This window comes from Pedobacter sp. Leaf250, assembly GCF_920984735.1.
Lineage (GTDB): Bacteria > Bacteroidota > Bacteroidia > Sphingobacteriales > Sphingobacteriaceae > Pedobacter.
The window spans coordinates 54620-73971 of record NZ_CAKLBU010000012.1 but is presented as its reverse complement, the minus strand read 5'-3'; the positions used below and the strand labels follow the sequence as shown (position 1 = coordinate 73971).

Here is a 19352-nt window from a genome sequence, read left to right as displayed (position 1 = left end):
TGTCTAATTAAAAGTACTGCGAATAGAGATTGCTTCATACCTCGCAATGACGTAAATTTTAATGTCCGTTGAAGAAAATATAAAGTGCAACCATTATTATGGCCAAAGCGCCGAATGAAATCCATACACGGCGACTTGGTTTCTCGATATTTGCCTGATGCGACTCATTCACAACATAAACTGATGGTGACCGGTCTGCAAGAGAAATTACTATTGATAACATCATCAGTAATGCAAAAATGAGAAATGATAATACAAGATAGTGCGGCCAAAATGTATATTCAGACGATGGAAAAACCCATAAATAACACACACCAATACCTAGGCTAATTATTGACCCAATAGAAAGCGTGAAATTAACAGCTTTCTTAGTCGTTCTTTTCCAAAATACGGTTGATAAAAAAACTACAGACAATGGTGGGGCAATAAATCCTAAAACTGCCTGAAAAACATCAAACAATTTGAGACCTTGAATATTATCAATTGCAAGGGCTACCAAAATAGCGAAAATACATCCGGCTACTACAGTTAACCTTCCGGTTTTGATAATTTCTTTAGTGGTTGCATTAGGATTAATTTTTTTTACATAAACATCCATAGTAAAAACTGTACTCAATGAATTTAGGCAAGATCCAATTGTACCGACTAAAACCGCAATAAGTACTACTATCACCAATCCGTTCATACCTGGAGGAAATAGGTTGGTTACCATAGTCATGTATGCCATATCGGCGTTGGCTAAATTTGGATATAAAACATAGCATAAAATACCTGTTACAATGAATAAAGGCAATGATAATATTTTGAGCCAACCAATAAAACTCACGCCTAACTGACCCTGTTCTAGATTTTTTGCTCCAAGAACAGACTGAACCATCGATTGATCGGTACAGAAAAATGCTACAGCAGAAACGGGATATCCAAGCAGAATTGCATACCAAGGATATTGAGGATCGCTTCCGGGCTGAACCAAATTCCAAAAACTTTTTGGTGATTTTTGATATAATGCACTGATTCCTCCTACTTTATCTAAACCTAAATAAGTAAGTGCAAGCGAAACGCAGATTAATAAGATCATTTGAAAAACGTTTACTTTTGCGATTGCTTTAAGTCCACCGAAAAAAGCAAATAAACCTGCAAAAGCGACCAATACTGTAACCGATTGCCACATTGGAACACCCAGAATTTGCCTTACTAAAACGCCTCCTGCAAATAAACCCAACGATAACCAGGAAATTAATATTTTAATTAAAGCATACCACGCTAATATATTTTGTGTAGAATCTCCATATCGGTTGCCCATAAACTCGGGCATGGTACTTACTTTGGCAGCGAGATATTTGGGAGCAAAAACAATGGCCAATAAAAATAAAAAGATAAAGGCATACCACTCGAAATTAACAGCTACAATACCAGTTGAATAACCAATACTTGCAAACGCAACCAACATTGATGGGCCTACATTGGTGCCCCACATATTAAAACCTATGCTAGACCAGTTTAATGATTTGTTTGCTAAAAACAAATTTTCGTCTTCGCTTTTCTTCTTTGAAAAACTGGCTCGATACCCGATAATAATTAAAATTACAAGATAGGCGATGACGATAAAGTAATCTAAATTGGTTAATCGTTCTACAATATTATTCATCTGGTTAGTTTGGTTAGTTTTTTTTCCACTGATAAACACGGATTAAATTTATCATCTGTGTTCATCCTTTTTATCTGTGGTTAATATGTTAAATAGAGTTTTGCCACGGAATCACAGAATTCACGAAGTTGTTTTGTTAGGCACCGCGTCATTGCGAGGTATGAAGTAATCTCTTTTCTAAATTAGATTGCTTCGTGCCTCGCAATGACGACCGTTTTATTACTAACATATTTTACTTCTATTCCGTGTTCCTTCGCGTTTCTGTGGCAAAAAATTATAGTCCTATCGATTCCCTTGTAATATTATTCGCTTTTAAAATCTCATCAATTTTTACAGGCAATCCTATTTCCATCGATTTATCCATTGCTTGAAGTAGCGCAACTGTTCCAATGCCTTCTTTTAAATCTGGGTAAGCAGTAAATTTATTGTTAATGCTATCTGCGAAATAATCCAAATAATTTTGGTACTCACCCGCATGATGGCTTTGCCCTTCGAAACGGAAATAATGCTTTAAAGTAGAATCGCCCCAGGTAATAATTTTTTCTTCGCCAGTTTTTGTTGTAACTGAATAACGTAATTCATGATAATCGGCCTGACTTGCGCCTTCCGTTCCGCGGAGAATACAGCTCATTCCGCTATCGCGACTTGCTGGTTGCGTTGGGCCGGTGTAAGCACCGCTTACTCTTGCAATTCTGCCATCTTTTGCTTTAAAAATAAAGTGCATGGTATCTACATTTTTGATTCCGGCTTTTAAACCATTGCTGCTTAACATGCCATAACCCATTACTTCTTCAATATCGGGCATATACCAGCGAATAAAATCGACAGGATGACTTAGGCCTCCATACAACCATTTAAATGATTGTTTTAATGACCATCCTTTTTCTAAAAACCAACGATGGTCTGCATGGTAATGACTTTCGATAGTAATTAATTCACCAATTAAGCCTTTATCAAAATCCTTTTTTTGGCGCATTGCAGGCTCAAAAAAACGAGAGCTTTGTCCGACGAAAATTTTTCTTCTCGACTTTTTTGCCAATTCTAAGAGTTCATTGGCTTGAGATAAATCATCGATGAAGGGTTTTGTACAAACAACATGTTTTCCATGTTCCAGAGCTAATTTAATGTGTTCGAAATGCAAATGATCTGGTGTGTAAATCGCAATCATATCGATTTTATCACTGGTTAGCATATCTTCGTAATTGGTCGTCCAATTTTGAAAATCAAATTCCAAAGCACGTTCTTCGCAAAGCTTTTTATTGGCATCACAAATTTGAATGAGCTTAAACTTTTTGCTCGCCAATGATGCAGAAATTGTACTTCTGCCCTCTCCTAAACCTAAAATTCCTAATCTTAACATGATATATTTTTTATTTCTTAAGTCGTCATTGCGAGGAACGAAGCAATCTTAATGCGCCAATTAATAGCGATTGTTTTAAGATTTCTTCGTGCCTCACAATGACGAGTGCGTTATTCTATCGGTTTAAAAAACACCCAGGTTTCATCAGGTTTTGTGCCTTCAATTCCCTCTTGATATTTTTTCATTATTGCATTCCATTCATCCACCTTTGGATTATTTAAAGTTGTTTTTGGATTCAAATCGTCTAATTTTTTTCCTTTTGGGATGCTGATAATCAACATCAATTGTCTATCCTTTTTAAAAATTGCCAATCTTTGAAAATCCGCATTACAAAATCCTTTAGATATTTCCGGCCATTTTTCGAATTGGGTTTTATGGTAATCCAAATATTCTCTTTGCATTTTTTCATCATTGACCAAATTTGCTGATAGAATGATATTATCCCATTCCTCAACAGGTTTGTCGCCGCAGTTTTTTTCACGATTAAAATCGTAAAGCAGGTTATCGTAAAGCTTAATTTCCAATGCATTTAAACGTTTCAAAGTTTGTTGTAGACTTTCAACTTTTAAATTTGAAGTGTAAATTACCAATCGATTATTCCACTTGTAGATAGAACTAGAAAGCAAGTTATTTTCTTTTGCAAAAACCTCCAAAACCTTATCTGATGGCAGGTTATTATTTTTAAAAACCAACTCAAACACCACCGATTTATCTTCAGCTTGATTAATTCCCCTTTTAGAATAAACTGCTTTATCTCTAAACAGATATTGAAATGGCTTTTCTAAACCTGCGTTTTGTTTAATATTTTCGGTAACCTTTGGTCCATTATTTTCCCATAAATTATCTGGTCCGTTAGCATTTTGAAGAAACTTTTCAGTAGGTGTCCAATTGTTTTTTACCGTAAAATTAGAGGAGCCTTCATCAGTATAAAGATAAAACCAATGATCAGGAAGGTGAGCAAAAGGAGCCATATAAATACTGTCTACAACATTTTCAGTAATGAAGGATTCTGGCTGTGCCGACAAAGTATAAATCCCCGCCACATCATACATGTGTTTTCCATAATGATGAATTTTATTTGCGCTGATGGTATTGTTCTTCATCGCATTTTGCGTTTTTGTCCAACCCCAACCCATGCTAATGCCCGAATAAGAAACATTGCTGATTTCGTTATGAAGAATTTTAATGCCACGCACATAACCTGCGCCAATGCCCACTGCACCCCAATCTTCGTTTGTTACATCGGTAATCAGGTTATTTTCGATTTTATCGTTGGTCGAGATTTCTCTTTTATCTGATGGATTATAAGGCAGATGAACTTCAGTGGCTTCATCAGAAAACGTTCCGATTAAAATTGCCGAACCACCGATATCTTTAAATAAATTTCCTTTGATTTCATTCTCTGAAGTTCCTTTTTTATAATCCAAACCAGTTGATGCCAGATGCTCGAAACGACAATTTTCAAATGAGGTATTGTTAGCGTAGTTTACCTCAACTGCCGATGCAGGTCGGCCAACCCAAGCCTGATTTTCCAAAGTTGGTTTATCTGGCGTGCCAGGAGTTTTGAGTTTGTAGGCATCAAGCATATACATACCTGCCTGGTGAGGAACGTGACCGTTTTTTGAAGGCCTCAACCATGTAGAATGCTCAAAAGAAATTCCCTTAAAATTTACAAAAGAAACCTGATTATCGATTGTTCCTTCGATTTTTAAGAGATTCTCTAAAACCGGAATCATTACATCAGCCCTGAGCATATTTTCTGAAGCTTTTGGCCAGTAATACAATTTGTGATTTTTGAAATCTTCAAACCACTCCCCCGGTTCGTTTAAAAATTGAATGGCGTTTGTGAGGTAAAAGGCCGAATTACCTGTCTTTTCCGAAATCCATGGTGCAGGCCATGGGTGTTCTGACTGAATTCTGCTTTCAGGCTGCATAAATGAAAGTTCGGCAGCATTGCCGATAATTTTAACAGATTTAACCCGAAGATTTGCTATTGCCCACCATTGATGGATGAGCATTTCCATACCATTAATATTGCCTAAATTGATATCTTTTTGGATCGGAATTTTGCAGGTTTGTGTTTTGGAATCCCAGGATAAAATCCTGCCCATTGCATCACCATTATAATTTTTAGCTCGAACAGCCTTACTTCCGTTTATCCAAAGCTGACGAAATAGTAAACCATTTCCATCGAAATTTGGCACATCTGCAACCCAAATTTTCCCATTAGCTATTTTAGGTAAACCAGGAACTGTTCCGGCAACTTTTTTCCAGCTGTTAATTTTTATACCACCGCTTAAAACTACTTTTTCAGTCCCAATAATTTCCGTCGGACTATCTTTTGTTCCTGAATCTTCAGGGCGAAGAATTACAGGTTCGTTCAGTTGATAAATGCCTTTGTCGATAATAATTCTGATTCCATTTTTTATTGAGGAATCCTTTAGGCGTCTTAGTTCACGGGCTTTTCTGATTGCAGAATGCACTGTTGCCAAAGGTTTTTCTTTGGTTCCTAAATTAGAGTCTGCTCCATTTTTCGATACGTAAATATCTACTGCGTTTGCTTTGAAGTACAATAAATTCAAAATCAACAGCAAACCAAAAAACAACCAAAATTGTCTTATACCTGAAGACACATCACTTGGAAAATGGTGGTTTTTCTGATTTGCATCCTGAACTTCTATAGTCATTTTTCTCTCCATAGCTCCTTTTTAATAAGATGGCTTTCCCGATGGATCGGGATAAACTATACCTCGCAATGACGGATTTGTAAGTTGAAAAATGGACTTTAGATATTTTGTATTAGCTGTGAAATTATATTTCACATTCGTGGCTTGCGAGGCGTCCCTACTTCTTTCTACCACTAACCAACCTTTCCAACCCATATCATCAAGCGTTTCTTTTACTTTTTTCAAATCGATTTTAGAGTCGTTCTGTAGCCAAACACCATCTTCGTTGGTTGCATGAATCTGAATAATATTTTTTCTGCCCAAAATTCTCAACTCAGTGTGTAAATCTCTCCCATTTTTAATGGCATTAGAAAAATTGAAGTAGCTTTTCACATGCTTGCATCCAACATCTTTTAGCAATTGAAGTTCTCCTGTTGCGTCTAATGCTGTTTCAATACCAATCACAATGCCTGCATGCGAAGCCATTTTGCCAGCAATTTTTAATCTTTCTACAATTGGCTCACGCAGTTCGGGATTTTTAACCAAATCGCCCTGAACACCTAATGGAAGAAACACTACCTTAACATTCATCGCTTTCGCAGTATCCAAACAATCCTGAATCATTTTCTGATAAGTAGGTCGCTTGGCGAAGGATTGCGCATAAAAGCCGGTCATCGCCAAGGAGCAGATTTCTAGGTTCAATTCTTTTGCTTGATCCAAATACTGCTGACGAATTTTTGGGTCGGCAAGCTTATTATCAAAAGTTTCTCTATCGCCCAAGCCGCCCATATCAATTTCCAATCCATCGGCACCAATTTCTTTGGTTAGTGGTAGCGCACTAATTTTCTGACGTTTTAAAATCATCAAATCAATTACGGCAATTTTATATCGATTCTTTTTTTCGGATGCAAAAAGCAATTGATTGGGAATGAATAAAGCACCCGCAAGTAAAGCAGTTTGGGTAATAAAAGTTCTCCTGTTTAGCTCCATAATCTATTTTATTGCGTTTGAGGGAAACATTTTTTCAAGATTTTCAAATCCCATAACTGCATTTTTAGGTAATTTTTCGCCTTTATCTCCAAAAACATATAGTGCATTTTCTTTCTCGATGGTTACTTTACTTTCATCGTATTTTCCTGAATTATTTTTTACAGCATTACCATTTAACTTAAAGTTTTTGATCAAGAAATCATACACTGCAATACGTTTATTGATACCAAAATCGTGTTTCTCTTCGGGGAGATGAACATTTTCAACCTTATCTTTCACACCATAATAACCATACATTTTTTGCAAATAAGGAAAATCGTGTTCTGGAGTATGAGCCGTCCAATCGCTTCCATCAGATACCAATAACTGCGGACGAGGTGCAGCCATTGCAGCTAATTCTACGTTATCTGTACCACCGCCACATTGATGAATAGGCATTCCGCTTTCGCATGGGCAACCACCGTAAAAGTATGATGACATGGCAACTACTGGTGCACTCAGCTTAATTCTGTCGTCCATGGCGGTCATCAAAATTGAGTGACTTCCGGCACCTGAACCACCACTGATACCGATTCTATTTGTGTCTGTTTCTTTTAATGAAGAGAAATAATCCAGAATCCTGATTCCACCCAAGGTTTGAACGGTTTGCGCTAAACTTCGGCGATGGTCTTCGTATTTAAATTGAAGCATCGATTCGCCCCATGCAAATAAATCATAGCTGAAAGCCATAGCGCCCATTCTTGCAATTGTAGCACAGCGGAGCTGGCAATCAGCACGGTAACGTTGCTTTTCCCAATGCCCATCAGGACTTAAAACCACAGGAATTTTTCCTTTTGCGTTTAATGGTTTATACAATGATCCATTTATCCAAACTCCAGGTAAAATCTCAATTGCGATATTTTCAACAGAGTATCCATCGAAAAATCTTTTTGCTGTGATAATTGGTTTTGAATTTGGTTTTGCAGGCAATGGCGACAACATCAAAGCCTGAAATAACTCTGGTTTGATTTCGGTCTTGCGTTTCTCCCAACTGGCTTTATCATGATATTTTTTAGCCAGTTCGTCTAAATAAGCCCAACCATCCTGAACTTCCCAACGGTAATACTCGTACTCTTTTAACTTATAAACGCCTGCCTTTTCTTTGTTTACTTTCATATCCAAAGGTGTAAGTACGTTTGCAAGTGTTTCATCAACATCGGCACGAAAACGCCAATCGGCATAGTTTACCCATTTGTCTTTAACCTGCGGCTCAGAATATTTAATCTGAACTTTAAAAAGGGTTTGAATTTCTTTTAAAACATCAGCAAGTGGTTTTTTATAGAGATTGTCGGTGTTTTGAGTTTGAGCGGAGAGGTTGTTAGAAAAAAATAACATCAATATTATAAAAGCAAATCTTCCAAAAATTCCTCCCCCTGCCCCCTTCAAAGGAGGATAGCATGATTCAGAACCTGAAGCCATACATAAACGGTCGTCACCCTGAACTTGTTTCAGGGTCTTAATTGCATGGACATCTAGCATGAAAGATGCTGAAATAAATTCAGCATGACGAATGCAAAAACTATTGATAAAAGATTTCTCCACTACGGTCGAAATGACGTTTTTTTTTAGTGACGATAGTTCTAATCTCACGGCTCTTCACTTTTAGTTTCTGTGATTACTGGAGCTGTGTAACCATTCAGCTTTGGCCAGATACCATTTTTAATTTTTTTCAATTTCAACTTTGATGGGTCGACAACTACGTGTTTAATTTTTTCTCTTCTCCAGGTATAAATAAAGTGCAACATTCCATCAGATGTTTGAATAACAGCCGGATAAGAATACTGACTAATCGGCGAATCTTCTAAAATTAAAACGGCTGACCAGTTTTTCCCATCTTTCGAGACCGAAACATTCAATGGTGTTCTTGGTCCTTTAGCTAAATCGCCAGGAGGCAGAACATGGTTATAAACCAAAACCTGACGGCCATCTTTCATCGTTACAGCATCCGTACCTGAGTTGTTATTTGGTAAAGAAGTTTTGGTTAAAGCCGACCAGGTTTCGCCATTATCTTCTGACCATGATTCTACAATTGCTCTATTTGCTGTTCTGGCCAAAATTTGAAGTTTCCCGTTTCCGTATTGTAAAATGCTGGGCTGAATGGCTCTGATTCCATTTTCTGGTAAAGGACCAACCGTTCGCCAGGTTTTGCCATTGTCTTTTGTTACCTCGAAATGGATTTTCCAGCCATTACCTTCTTTACTCGATGGCGCAAATAGGTTTCCATTGCTTAATAATACAGGTTTGTTTTTAACAGGACCGATGTAACCATTTGGCAATTTAGTAGCCTCAGACCATGTAATTCCACCGTCTTTTGATGATTTCATTAAACCCCACCATTCAGATGGTTTTGGTCCGATTTTGTAAAAAAGCAATAATTCACCATTGGGAACCTGATATAATATAGGGTTCCAAGTTGGTAATCTTTTGCCATCTGGCTGAATACCATTGGCTACCGAAACAGGCGCCAACCATTTACCATCCACAAAGCGGCTAATGTAAATTTCCACATCAGGATTTCTTTCTTTCGTACCACCAAAAAATGAGGCAACCAAACCTGTGGGTGTTTCGGCAATGGTTGCAGAATGACAAGATGGAAACGGAGCTTTATCGTAAAGATATTCTTGCTTTACCACTCCCACTTGCCATTTTTCAACTTGGGCATTAGCACTTATTGAAAGTGCAAATGCAAGTCCTAATGTGATGTATATTTTTCTTTTTAACATAATTTTTTATTTAAAGGAAATAGAAAATGGAATTGATTATAATCCTTCATCTTTCCTGTTTCTTATTTCCTATTCCCTTCTTTAGTCTTATTTGCTTTCTCTTCCTTAATTTTTTTAGTGTAGGCACTGTAAAGTGCTCTCCAACTACGGCCATTATTGTTCAGCATTTGCTCAGATTTCGTTTTGTAGATTTCAAAAATGGCAGAAATCTGCTTCATGTTTTTATAATTTACTGCCTGCTCTCTCGCTTGCTTCATAAAAGCTAAAATCTTTGATTCCTCATCAACAGTTAAATCCGGAACAATGGCTTTGTAGCCCTTCATCGTAAATTCTACTTTACCAATGGTATATTTGTCTAAAATGGTTTCTACTTGTTCAGGAGATAAATTCTTCCTCAAACCATCCATTAACGTTTGATGAACAACAGATGGCATAGCCGAATCAGCTATAATTTGTTTATCCAAATCAGTTAATTTATTTCCCGTAATTGGGTTGATCCCATCAGGAACAGTTGATGATGGATGATTGTTATGCCAATCTCGAACTGTTGTTAAGTGGACAGCGATAACATTTTCTACTTCGGATTTTTTCTTCGCATCGGTTATAATTAATGCGGAAACAAATTCTTTAGCTTTGGTTAACATTTCTTCAGGTACAACAATATCCTTAGTTTGACTGAACACATTTACCGTGGTTAGCAGTAAAATCAGTAATATAAATGGCTTTAAAAACTTTCTCATATCTTTATTATTTGGTCGTCACCCTGAATTCATTTCAGGGTCTTATTACTGAGACGCTGAAATGAATTCAGCATGACGAGTGTTAAAATTATTTCCCTTCTACTACAAAAGAATATTCACCCGAGCCTATCTCATAAATTGCTCTTCCGCTTTCCATTTTTATAAACTTTAAATCTTTTATTGATTTCAATTTTTCGGTAACCTCATTTTTATTATTAGCTGGAACATAAACCAAAGCAATTGTATTTGGTGGTATAGTAACATTCCAGTTGAACTGCTTTGCTGTTTTTGTATAACTGCTTTTTATTGTTCCATAAGTCGAATTATAACTGGCATTAACTGATTTCAAACTATTAATTATTTCAGGTTTCATGATGATTTTTTTAAATGCTTGGCTTTCGGATTTAATTCCAGCAAGATTTTCATAATACCAGATTAATAAATCGCCAAGCATCATTACATGGTTTTGCGAATTCATTTTCGGGTCGGAAGTGTTGCCATTCCATAGCTCCCAAATCGTTGTGGCGCCATTATCAACCATATATCCCCAGCTTGGGTAAGTTTTTTTCGTGGCGATGGTGTAAGCCAAATCTGGTCTACCATAATCGTTTAAACAACGCATTAACCATTGAATGCCGACTAAACCATTGCTCAAATGCCCTTTATTAGTTACCTCAATGGTGTAGGTAATATTTTTAAAAACATCATCAACTTTGTTTTGCGGAACCATTCCAAAATAAAGAGGAATAATGTTATCCGTTAAAGCATTCGAGGCATAATAACCCTTTTCATTATAGTATTTCTGATTAAAAGCTGCTTTTATTTTATTTCCTAAAGCCTGATAATTTTTCACATCTTCTTCATTACCTATCGCTTGCGCAAACTGAACCATTAAATTCGTAAAATGATAATAATAAGCAGTTGAAATTAAGGCTGAGGGATATTTTTTATCGGCACTTTTTCCGCGACCAAATTCAATCGTGATTGGAGGCATACACCAATCGCCATAACTATCTTTTGTTAAAATATAATCTTGCATGTAGCGGTCTTGCATATACGAAAGCCATTTTTTCATCGCTGGATAATTATCTCTAACGGCAGAAACATCGCCAGTTTGTTTGTAAACCATTTCTGTAACCAAAAGCATTGCGCCCGGCCAGGTCATGTTGTCGCTGTAATATCGCCAGAATGCTGGCGCAACATCAGGAATTGCTCCGTCTTCCTTTTGCGAGTTTCTGATATCCTGTAACCATTTCGTGTAAAATCTGCCGTTATCAAAAACAAAACTTTCGCCATAAGCCACTGCGCCCCTATCGCCCAACCAAGGCATGCGTTCATTTCTCTGCGGACAATCAATCGGGATTCCTTTATAATTTCCGGCGATTCCCCACCAGGCATTTTTAAAAATTTGATTGGTTAAAGCGTCCGAAGTTTCAAAAGTTCCAACTGTTTTAATGTTATCGTAAATCATTTTTCCTACAAAATCATTTACCGATGGCTGATAAGTATAACCTGAAAGTTCTACATACCTAAAGCCGCGATAAGAAAAAGTAGGTTCCCAAGTTTCAGTTTCTCCACCCTTTAAAGTATATAAATCGGTGCATTTTGCGTTACGAAGATTAGCGGTAAAAAGTTCGCCATTTTCTTGCAAAGATTCTGCAAAACGTAATTTCAGTTGTTTTCCTTTTAAACCTTTTATCTTGATTTGAAGCCAACCAACCATGTTTTGCCCCATATCGAGGATGTACCTATCGCCAGAAATTTTCTTGATGGAAACCGGTTTAAGAGTATTCATCACACGCATATTTTCGTTCATCTGCGCTTCAATTACACCAGATGGTTCTTGAACAAACTCGGCCTTTAGCCATTTACCATCATCAAAACCAACATTATTCCAACCTAAAAAATCTTTGGTCGCATCATATTCTTCACCGTCGTATTCATTATTGGTTCTAATGGGTCCATCAGTAGTGCCTTTCCAACTGTCGTCCGTATCAATGTTTGCAGTTGTTCCATCATTATAAACAATATTGATGTTCATCAGCATCTTAGGGAAACCAAAGGTTTTAATTTTATAAGGTTTTTCATTCTGGCGCATGGCGAAGAAACGACCATTTCCTAAAACTGTTCCAACCGCGTTTTTACCGTTTTTAATGTATGCCGTAACATCATAAGTATTGTATTTTACATTTTTGGTGTAATCTGTTGGTGATGGAGACAATACATCTTCCCCTACTTTTTTGCCATTGATGTAAAGCTCGTACAAACCCAAGCCAATGATCGATGCCGTAGCTGATTTGATGGTTTTCGTAGCTTGAAATTCCTTTCTGAAATACCTTGCAGATAAACGTGAATCAGTTTTAATATTATCCCAAGCAAAAGCCCTGTCGAAACCAATCCAACCTTTGGGCCAGTCTTTATAGTAGAGCAAACCCATCGAAAAATAATTATTAGCCGACCATTCACTTTGACCAGCAGTTGTCCAGACTTTTACCTTCCAATAGGCTTTCAATCTGCTTTTGAGTTCTTTTCCATTATAATTTACATGAATAGATGCTGATGAATTTACCTTTTCAGAATCCCACAAATCGCCTTCATTTGCATTTAATTTCTCCAACGATGAAGCTACCAAAACCTGATAAGCGCTTTGCATCACATTTCTTTCTTTCGAAATAATATGCCAGGCAAATCGAGGTTTTTGAACATCAATCCCCAAAGGATTTGTAAGCATTTCGCAGGTGGTATTTTGTAACGAAACCTGCGCCACCACTTTTGAAAATGGTAGTAACCAGATGCTGATGATCGCTGTGTATATTCTTATGTTCATTTACGCTTTGATTGAGGGAATAGAAAGCTGAAAATAGGAAATTGACATACAACTTCAAGCCTATTAACCATTTCCATTTTGCCCATTTCCTATTCTCTATTTACAATTTTCTATCCTCTATTTCCCCGAAAAATCAAAATACAAAATCATTTCTAATGCCCTGCTCGGTTCTTTGTCAAAATCATAAAAGATATTCTTCATGCCCATCGGACCAGTTGTTTCTGGCTTTTGTGTCTTCGTACCTATTGCCGATATTCCATTCATAAATGAAATGTCGCCGTTAGGGAAAGTCGGACTCATGTTATCCCATTCAGTATCTTTCGATTTTTTGGGTGTAAATAACCTTAAAAACACATCCTCCCTATCGGTAACTACTTTAAATGATTGTTTTTTGCCGATAAACTCGCACCAATACATATTTGAGTAATAACCCTTAAATTCTGGATATTGCCAAGCTGGTTCTCCCGTCGCAGAATTATTGTAATCCTTTTTCCAAATGCCGAACTGCTGTCCTTTCATTCTGTTTTTCCAAACGCGATATGGACCATTGCCTTTATATTCAACAGCTTTTATTTCCGTTTCAGGATAAGAAAAGTTTAATCCCACAAATGTGGTAAAGTATTCAGATGGGAAATATTTAACTTCCATTTTTAACCATCCCGAAGGATAAATTGTCCATTGCAAAGTATTCCAGCTTTCTTTCTTATCAAATTTGGACGAAATAATTAAATTTTCCCCTTCCATTTTAGTGGTGAAGTTTTTGAAATTATTAACGCCTTCCTGCAAAATAGGTCCATTTGAAAATGGAATCACACCTTTGGTATTTTTTGCTTGCTGTAGTAATCCTGTTATTTTATCAAAGGTTAAATCAATTCCATTTGCCGAAACCTGGTAAACCTTTGCATCTTCTTTTAAAATCACTTTTGAAGCAGCTGTTTTTACTACAATTTTCGCTGCATCGGCTGCAGGTAAAGCAATAGGGAAACTCCATGTAAATAATTCCTTGCCGTAAAAATCCTTAATCGTTAAATATAAAGCATCAAAACTTCTCCAATCTGCTGGAAGACTTATTTGTAATCTCCCTTTTTCAAAAGGTTTGATGTTTGGTGCATCGGCTTTTCCCGCTTTGAAATCGGCATCCTCGCCAGCTTTAAGTTTTTTTAATTTCCACTCGAAAGTGCATTGATTGAGGTTTGTAAAAGCATAGCGATTTTCCAGTAAAAACGAACCATCAAAACCAGATGTCATTTCTCTTTTCTCTACAAAAACAGGACTCCAAACTTCTTTAATGGTAAAGAAACTGCCTTCTTTTTCGTGGTATGGACCAACAATTCCATCAGGACCGTGATTTCCATCCGTGTCCAATTCGCCATTTTTATCAGTGCGCACAACGGCCTGGTCGGCAAAATCCCAAAGGAAACCACCCGCAGAAAGTGGATTGTTCCACATGGCGTTCCAGTAATCTTCAATTCCTGCGCCATGACCGCCATCCCACATGCCATGAAGAAATTCTGTTGGCATTAAAATGTTATGGCCGTGATCGTAATTGCCTATTCCGTAATTAAACTCACGGTAATGTGTCGTTTCAAATCCATTAAAAACTTCCCAAGGATGAATTAAAGGACGTTTTTGAATATCTTCTTCTGATAAAAGATGATCGAGTTCACGGTTATGTCCACCCTCATTTCCGTTTGCCCAAAATATAATCGACGGATGATTTTCGTCATTCAACATCATTTCTTTCATCAACTTTGTTCCGGTCGGCGTGTCGTAAGTTCCATGCCAGCCAGCAAGTTCATCCATAACAAATAGTCCCAGAGAATCGCAAACATCCAAAAAATGCCCATCAGGCGGATAATGCGACATACGAACGGCGTTCATGTTCATTTCCTTCATCAATTCAACATCAGCTATGCTGATTTTTTTACTGGTTGTTCTGCCCGATGAAGGATAAAAAGAGTGACGATTTACGCCTTTGAATTTCATTTTTACGCCATTTACGTAAACGCCATCGCGTTCTTTAACTTCAATAGTTCTGAAACCTATTTTCTTAGAAACCTGATGAATTTCCTTTCCCTTTTTGATTAAAGTGAAAGTTGCGGCGTAAAGGGTGGGAAATTCTGAAGACCATAGTTCGGGATTTGAAAATTTCTGGTTCAAAACCAATTTTTGATTTCCTTTTTTAATAGCTGTGGTAAATTTATTGCCAAATCGTTTTCCATCTTTCCCAAAAACCTCAACTTCTAATTTATCAGCATCGCCAACGTAAGTTAACTGAGCATTTAAATTTCCATCTGCTTTGGCATCAATTTGAATTCTATCGATATGGGTTTGCGGTAAAGCTTCCAAATACACAGGTCTGAAAATACCACCAAAAATCCAGAAATCTGCTTTCCGCTCAGCTTCGTTAACAGATTGATTGGCAGAATGCTTGGAAACTTTTACTTCAAGCAAATTCTCACCTGGATTTAAAAGTTTAGAAATATCGTATCTGAAAACATAAAATGAGCCTTGATGAATTTCTCCAGCCAACTTTCCATTGATTTTAACTTCCGTATCCGTCATCGAACCTTCAAATACGATATTGATTTTTCGGCTCTTCCAATCGGTTGGAACAGAGAATTTATATTTGTAAAGTCCTTGCTCTTTGCCTTTATTTGCTTCTTTATTAAAACCGTAATTGTATTTTCCGAAGCCTTGCAATTCCCAGTTTGAAGGCACGGGAATGGTTGCCCACTTACCAGAATTCATTCCTTCTGTACAGAAAAAATCCCAGTTTACGGTATTGTCATTTCCAGTTCCTGAAAGATATAATTTCTCTGTTTGTTGTGCTTTTACCAAGCCAAACATCATTGTTAAACAAAAGAAAAGTATAAATCTGCGTTTCATTAATTGGTTTTAAATTGATTGGTTAATGGATTATCGGTACGGAATGGCAGCGCTGGTAAGCCATTGCCATAAAAATTTCCTGTCGGATTTTCTGTCCAATTATATCGAACAGCTGTTGGTTTTGCAATTTCTTTTGAAGAAATGACAACCTTACCGTCTTTGATTACAGCATCAGCATTTACGAATTTCCCATTAGCATCAGCAATTGTGAATCCGGTGATGTTTGTAGCGTTCGTTGATTTTAAATAATCGAAATCAAGTACAGCTTGATTATTTTTAAATGAAGCTGCTTTAAAAACCGGTCCCGAAAAATCTATTTTTTGATTGTAGGTTTTACCCAAAGCCAAAAGGCCCAATCTCCTGCCTACTTCCCATTTATAAGTCGGGTGCAAATCTCCGCCGTTATCATTTAAATCCGAAGTAGAAATCATTCCAGTATTTGGCAAGCGTAGAATTTGCTGTTGAGCCTCCCAAAATTTTGGTTGCGTTTCGGCGGTAAGTGTAACCTTATCACTTTTTTGCTTACTATAATCGTAAGGAGCAATTTGTACGTAATAAAACGGTAAATCTTTTTCGCCCCAGGCTTTTCGCCAAAGGTTAATCAAGGTTTTCATTTTATAGGCATAGCTGATGTCTTCGTTCAAAAAGCAGTTTGTCTCGCCCTGATACCATAAAAAACCACGGATTTCAAATTTGGTTAATGGTTCAATCATGGGTGTATAAAACTTGCCTGGGTCGTTACTTACCTTTACATTTTTAAAATAAGGCTCTTGTGCAAATGCTTCTGGAGCAATCCAGGGTTCGATAGCACTGCCCGAAACGGAAGAAGAAATCATCCCGACAGGAATACCTAATTTCTCCTGAATTTCTTTAGCAAAAAAGTAACCCACCGCAGAAAAAGCTTTTAGAGCTGAATCTTGTGCAATCGACCAACTTCTATGGACAGAATCAGGCTTTGTTAATTGTTTGCGGTTTACCAGGAAAATCCTGATTTGAGTATTTTTCGCTTTCTCTACTTCATCAGCGGGGAAACCAAGTTTTTCATTTTTTGGCTTTGGAATTTTAGCAAGCTTACGCATTTGATATTCCATATTCGACTGACCAGAACATACCCAAACTTCGCCCACAAGAATGTTGGTTAATTCGATTTTGTTTGAACCAGAAATGGTCATCATTTGTGGTTTCGATGAAGTTTTTAGCGGGCTTAAAACAACTGACCAATTTCCATTTTTGTCAGCTGTAGTTTGCTTTATTTGTCCCGCAAAAGTAACTTCCACTTTTTCATCTGGCGAAGCAAAACCCCAAATATTGATGGGTTTTTCACGCTGTAACACCATGTTGCTTGATAGAATTTGAGGCAAAAGGATTTTGGCGTTTGCGGAGAAGGAAAGTAATGCAAAAACTGCAACGAGTATTAAAGATTGCCACATCGTACCTCCTTGCAATGACGATAATAGTTTCGTCATTGCGAAGCTGGACTTGTGCGAGTTGAAGCAATCTAATTTCTCGAATGAGATTGCTTTCCCGAAACGACGGGACAGGCCGTTCCTCATAATGACGATATGTCTAGGAAAATCCCCCATCCTAAAACCCCTCCGTTTTTAAATACTTAATCAAATAAACCGCTTCTTTCTTATCTGATTCTCCTGCATTTTTCAAGTCGTAAGTTTGATCTGCAGGTGTATCTACATTAGGGAAACGGCGTGTATCTCCGGTTCGGAAAACAATCCTGGAAACATCCGCCACAGGCTGGAAAGCTAAACTTAGCGAGAGTTCTTTTCCGTTAACCGTTAGTGAATAAAACCTGGTGTGCGCATCTAATTTCAGCTTAATATCATAACTTTTCCCAGCCTCATACTTCATGAAGTTTTTATAACGGGCGCCAGCTTTTCCACTTAAATTTCCAGCGGTATCAAAAGTCAAACGAACACTTGCCGTCCCTTTTGCATCCTGTAATTCAATTTCCAATAAACCGAAATCGTTTTGCTTTGGAGTTACCGAAAAAGAAGTAATTATTTTTTTTGATGAAGGAAATATTCTTTCCGCTTTCGCGTAATCAAATGGATCTTTATCTCGTAAAACCAAAGCTCCATTTTCTACTTTTACGGGTGCCCAAAGTGGACTGTAAATATTCCATAGCTCCAGCTCCTTGCCTTTTGGTAATTTCTCAAAATCATCATTTACATGCGCTGTTGCTTGATCATTAACAGGTAGCGGAACGGAAGAAACCCAAATATCTTCCTTGTTCATGCTGTAGGTAACCCATAGTTTGCCATCAGCTGGTTTTCCGTTTCCTTCAATTATGCCACGAACATACTGTGGACCGTAAGATTTATAATTTCCACCGTAACGCATTGGCGTGATCTCGCCGTTAATTAATAGTAAATTCGTATAATCTAATCCATTTTTGCTGGTTGATATGGCTAAAGGCCAGCGATACTCTGATGGGTTATAAACGGTAGCATAATTTCCATCAGCAGTTTTTTGTCCCCATATTTTAGCATTGCTATTTACAAAACCAGGTGCACGAAAAGCACTTTCTGGCCAGCTTTTTCCATTATCGTTGCTAATTGCAGTTAATGCATTCTTCCACAAACCCACCACTTTTCCATCGGGCAAATGATAGTAACTAAAAGCTTTGTATTGCTTTTGCAAAGTGATCAACGGATCTTTTCTATCCGCTTCCTCATTCCATTGCTGTGTCATTAACTTATTCGCTAACAATTCATTACAAGCTGCAATGAAAGCTTTATTTTTGCTTTTGGTGAAATAAGGATATTTTGTGTTTTTTTCTGTGTAACCTGGATTGTAGTGGATGAAATAAATTGGTCCATATTTACCATCGGCTTGAATTTCGCGAACAGCTCTACCAATTCCATGACCGTCATTTGGGTCATCCTTTGCATCGAAACTGATGGCGTAAAAGCCTAAAACCAAAAACACATTTTTAGTAGAAACATAAAAACCCATGCGTTGGTGCATTACGGCATCTAAATCTTTAGCAACATCGGTTCTACCTTCTTTTGTGGTTCCATCAGCAATTCTGTAAATAGGAAAAATCACATCTGGTTTCGTCCAGGTATAGCCATCTGATGAGGACTGCAATAAAGTTTGTCCTGGTGGGATGCTTTCACCTACTTTATCACTCAAATATTCTACATAAAATTTGTTGTTCCAATAGGCTAACATTGGAGCGTGGTTATACGTCCAGCCAAAGTTTTCAGCCAATTCAGGGTGTTCTCTATTTGCTCTAAACGTTTGGATATTATGTACACCAATTACTGGCGAAAGTTGCCCGTGATGGTAATCGGCATTTACCAAAGTTTTGCCTGTGTAACGCACTGTGTCTTGCGCCTGCGACGTTGATAGCGCAAGTGCAAATGGCAACATTAAGCAAAGTATTTTAAATAATTTCATTTTTTTCCTTAGTTATATCGTCATTTCAACCGCAGTGGAGAAGTCTTTTAAAC

11 protein-coding genes are annotated in these 19352 nt (G+C 37.4%); all 11 read right to left on the bottom strand.

Annotated features, from left to right (window positions below):
• Positions 1-58 precede the first annotated feature (58 nt).
• The 11 genes from LUA91_RS12380 to LUA91_RS12330 all read right to left on the bottom strand — a co-directional run bounded on the left by LUA91_RS12380 (position 59) and on the right by LUA91_RS12330 (position 19299).
• Positions 59-1648 (bottom strand): sodium/solute symporter, encoded by a 1590-nt coding sequence (locus LUA91_RS12380; protein ID WP_231426366.1) that lies wholly within the window; start codon positions 1646-1648, stop codon positions 59-61.
• 274 nt (positions 1649-1922) lie between these two features.
• Positions 1923-3008: a Gfo/Idh/MocA family protein gene (locus tag LUA91_RS12375; protein ID WP_231426365.1), complete on the bottom strand. Its 1086-nt coding sequence runs from the start codon at positions 3006-3008 to the stop codon at positions 1923-1925.
• 110 nt (positions 3009-3118) lie between these two features.
• Complete coding sequence (locus tag LUA91_RS12370; protein WP_231426364.1) at positions 3119-5707, bottom strand: L-rhamnose mutarotase; 2589 nt, start codon at positions 5705-5707, stop codon at positions 3119-3121.
• Between the two features lie 9 nt (positions 5708-5716).
• Entirely contained in the window at positions 5717-6664 is a 948-nt protein-coding gene (locus LUA91_RS12365) for a sugar phosphate isomerase/epimerase (protein WP_231426363.1), read from the bottom strand.
• Between the two features lie 3 nt (positions 6665-6667).
• Complete coding sequence (locus LUA91_RS12360; protein ID WP_231426362.1) at positions 6668-8293, bottom strand: acetylxylan esterase; 1626 nt, start codon at positions 8291-8293, stop codon at positions 6668-6670.
• Complete coding sequence (locus tag LUA91_RS12355; protein WP_231426361.1) at positions 8290-9426, bottom strand: exo-alpha-sialidase; 1137 nt, start codon at positions 9424-9426, stop codon at positions 8290-8292. Before LUA91_RS12355 ends, LUA91_RS12360 begins: the two co-directional genes overlap by 4 nt.
• 62 nt (positions 9427-9488) lie before the next feature.
• Positions 9489-10166, bottom strand: a complete 678-nt coding sequence (locus LUA91_RS12350; protein ID WP_231426360.1) for a DUF3826 domain-containing protein — start codon at positions 10164-10166, stop codon at positions 9489-9491.
• Between the two features lie 88 nt (positions 10167-10254).
• Positions 10255-12993 (bottom strand): alpha-L-rhamnosidase, encoded by a 2739-nt coding sequence (locus LUA91_RS12345; RefSeq protein ID WP_231426359.1) that lies wholly within the window; start codon positions 12991-12993, stop codon positions 10255-10257.
• Positions 12994-13110: 117 nt separating this feature from the next.
• Positions 13111-15882: a glycoside hydrolase family 2 TIM barrel-domain containing protein gene (locus LUA91_RS12340; RefSeq protein WP_231426358.1), complete on the bottom strand. Its 2772-nt coding sequence runs from the start codon at positions 15880-15882 to the stop codon at positions 13111-13113.
• Positions 15882-17348, bottom strand: a complete 1467-nt coding sequence (locus LUA91_RS12335) for a sialate O-acetylesterase (protein ID WP_231426357.1) — start codon at positions 17346-17348, stop codon at positions 15882-15884. The genes LUA91_RS12340 and LUA91_RS12335 overlap by 1 nt, the downstream gene beginning before the upstream one ends.
• A 118-nt stretch (positions 17349-17466) precedes the next feature.
• Positions 17467-19299 carry an exo-alpha-sialidase gene (locus LUA91_RS12330; RefSeq protein WP_231426356.1) on the bottom strand — a complete coding sequence of 611 codons (1833 nt, stop codon included), beginning with the start codon at positions 19297-19299 and terminating at the stop codon, positions 17467-17469.
• Between the last annotated feature and the right edge of the window lie 53 nt (positions 19300-19352).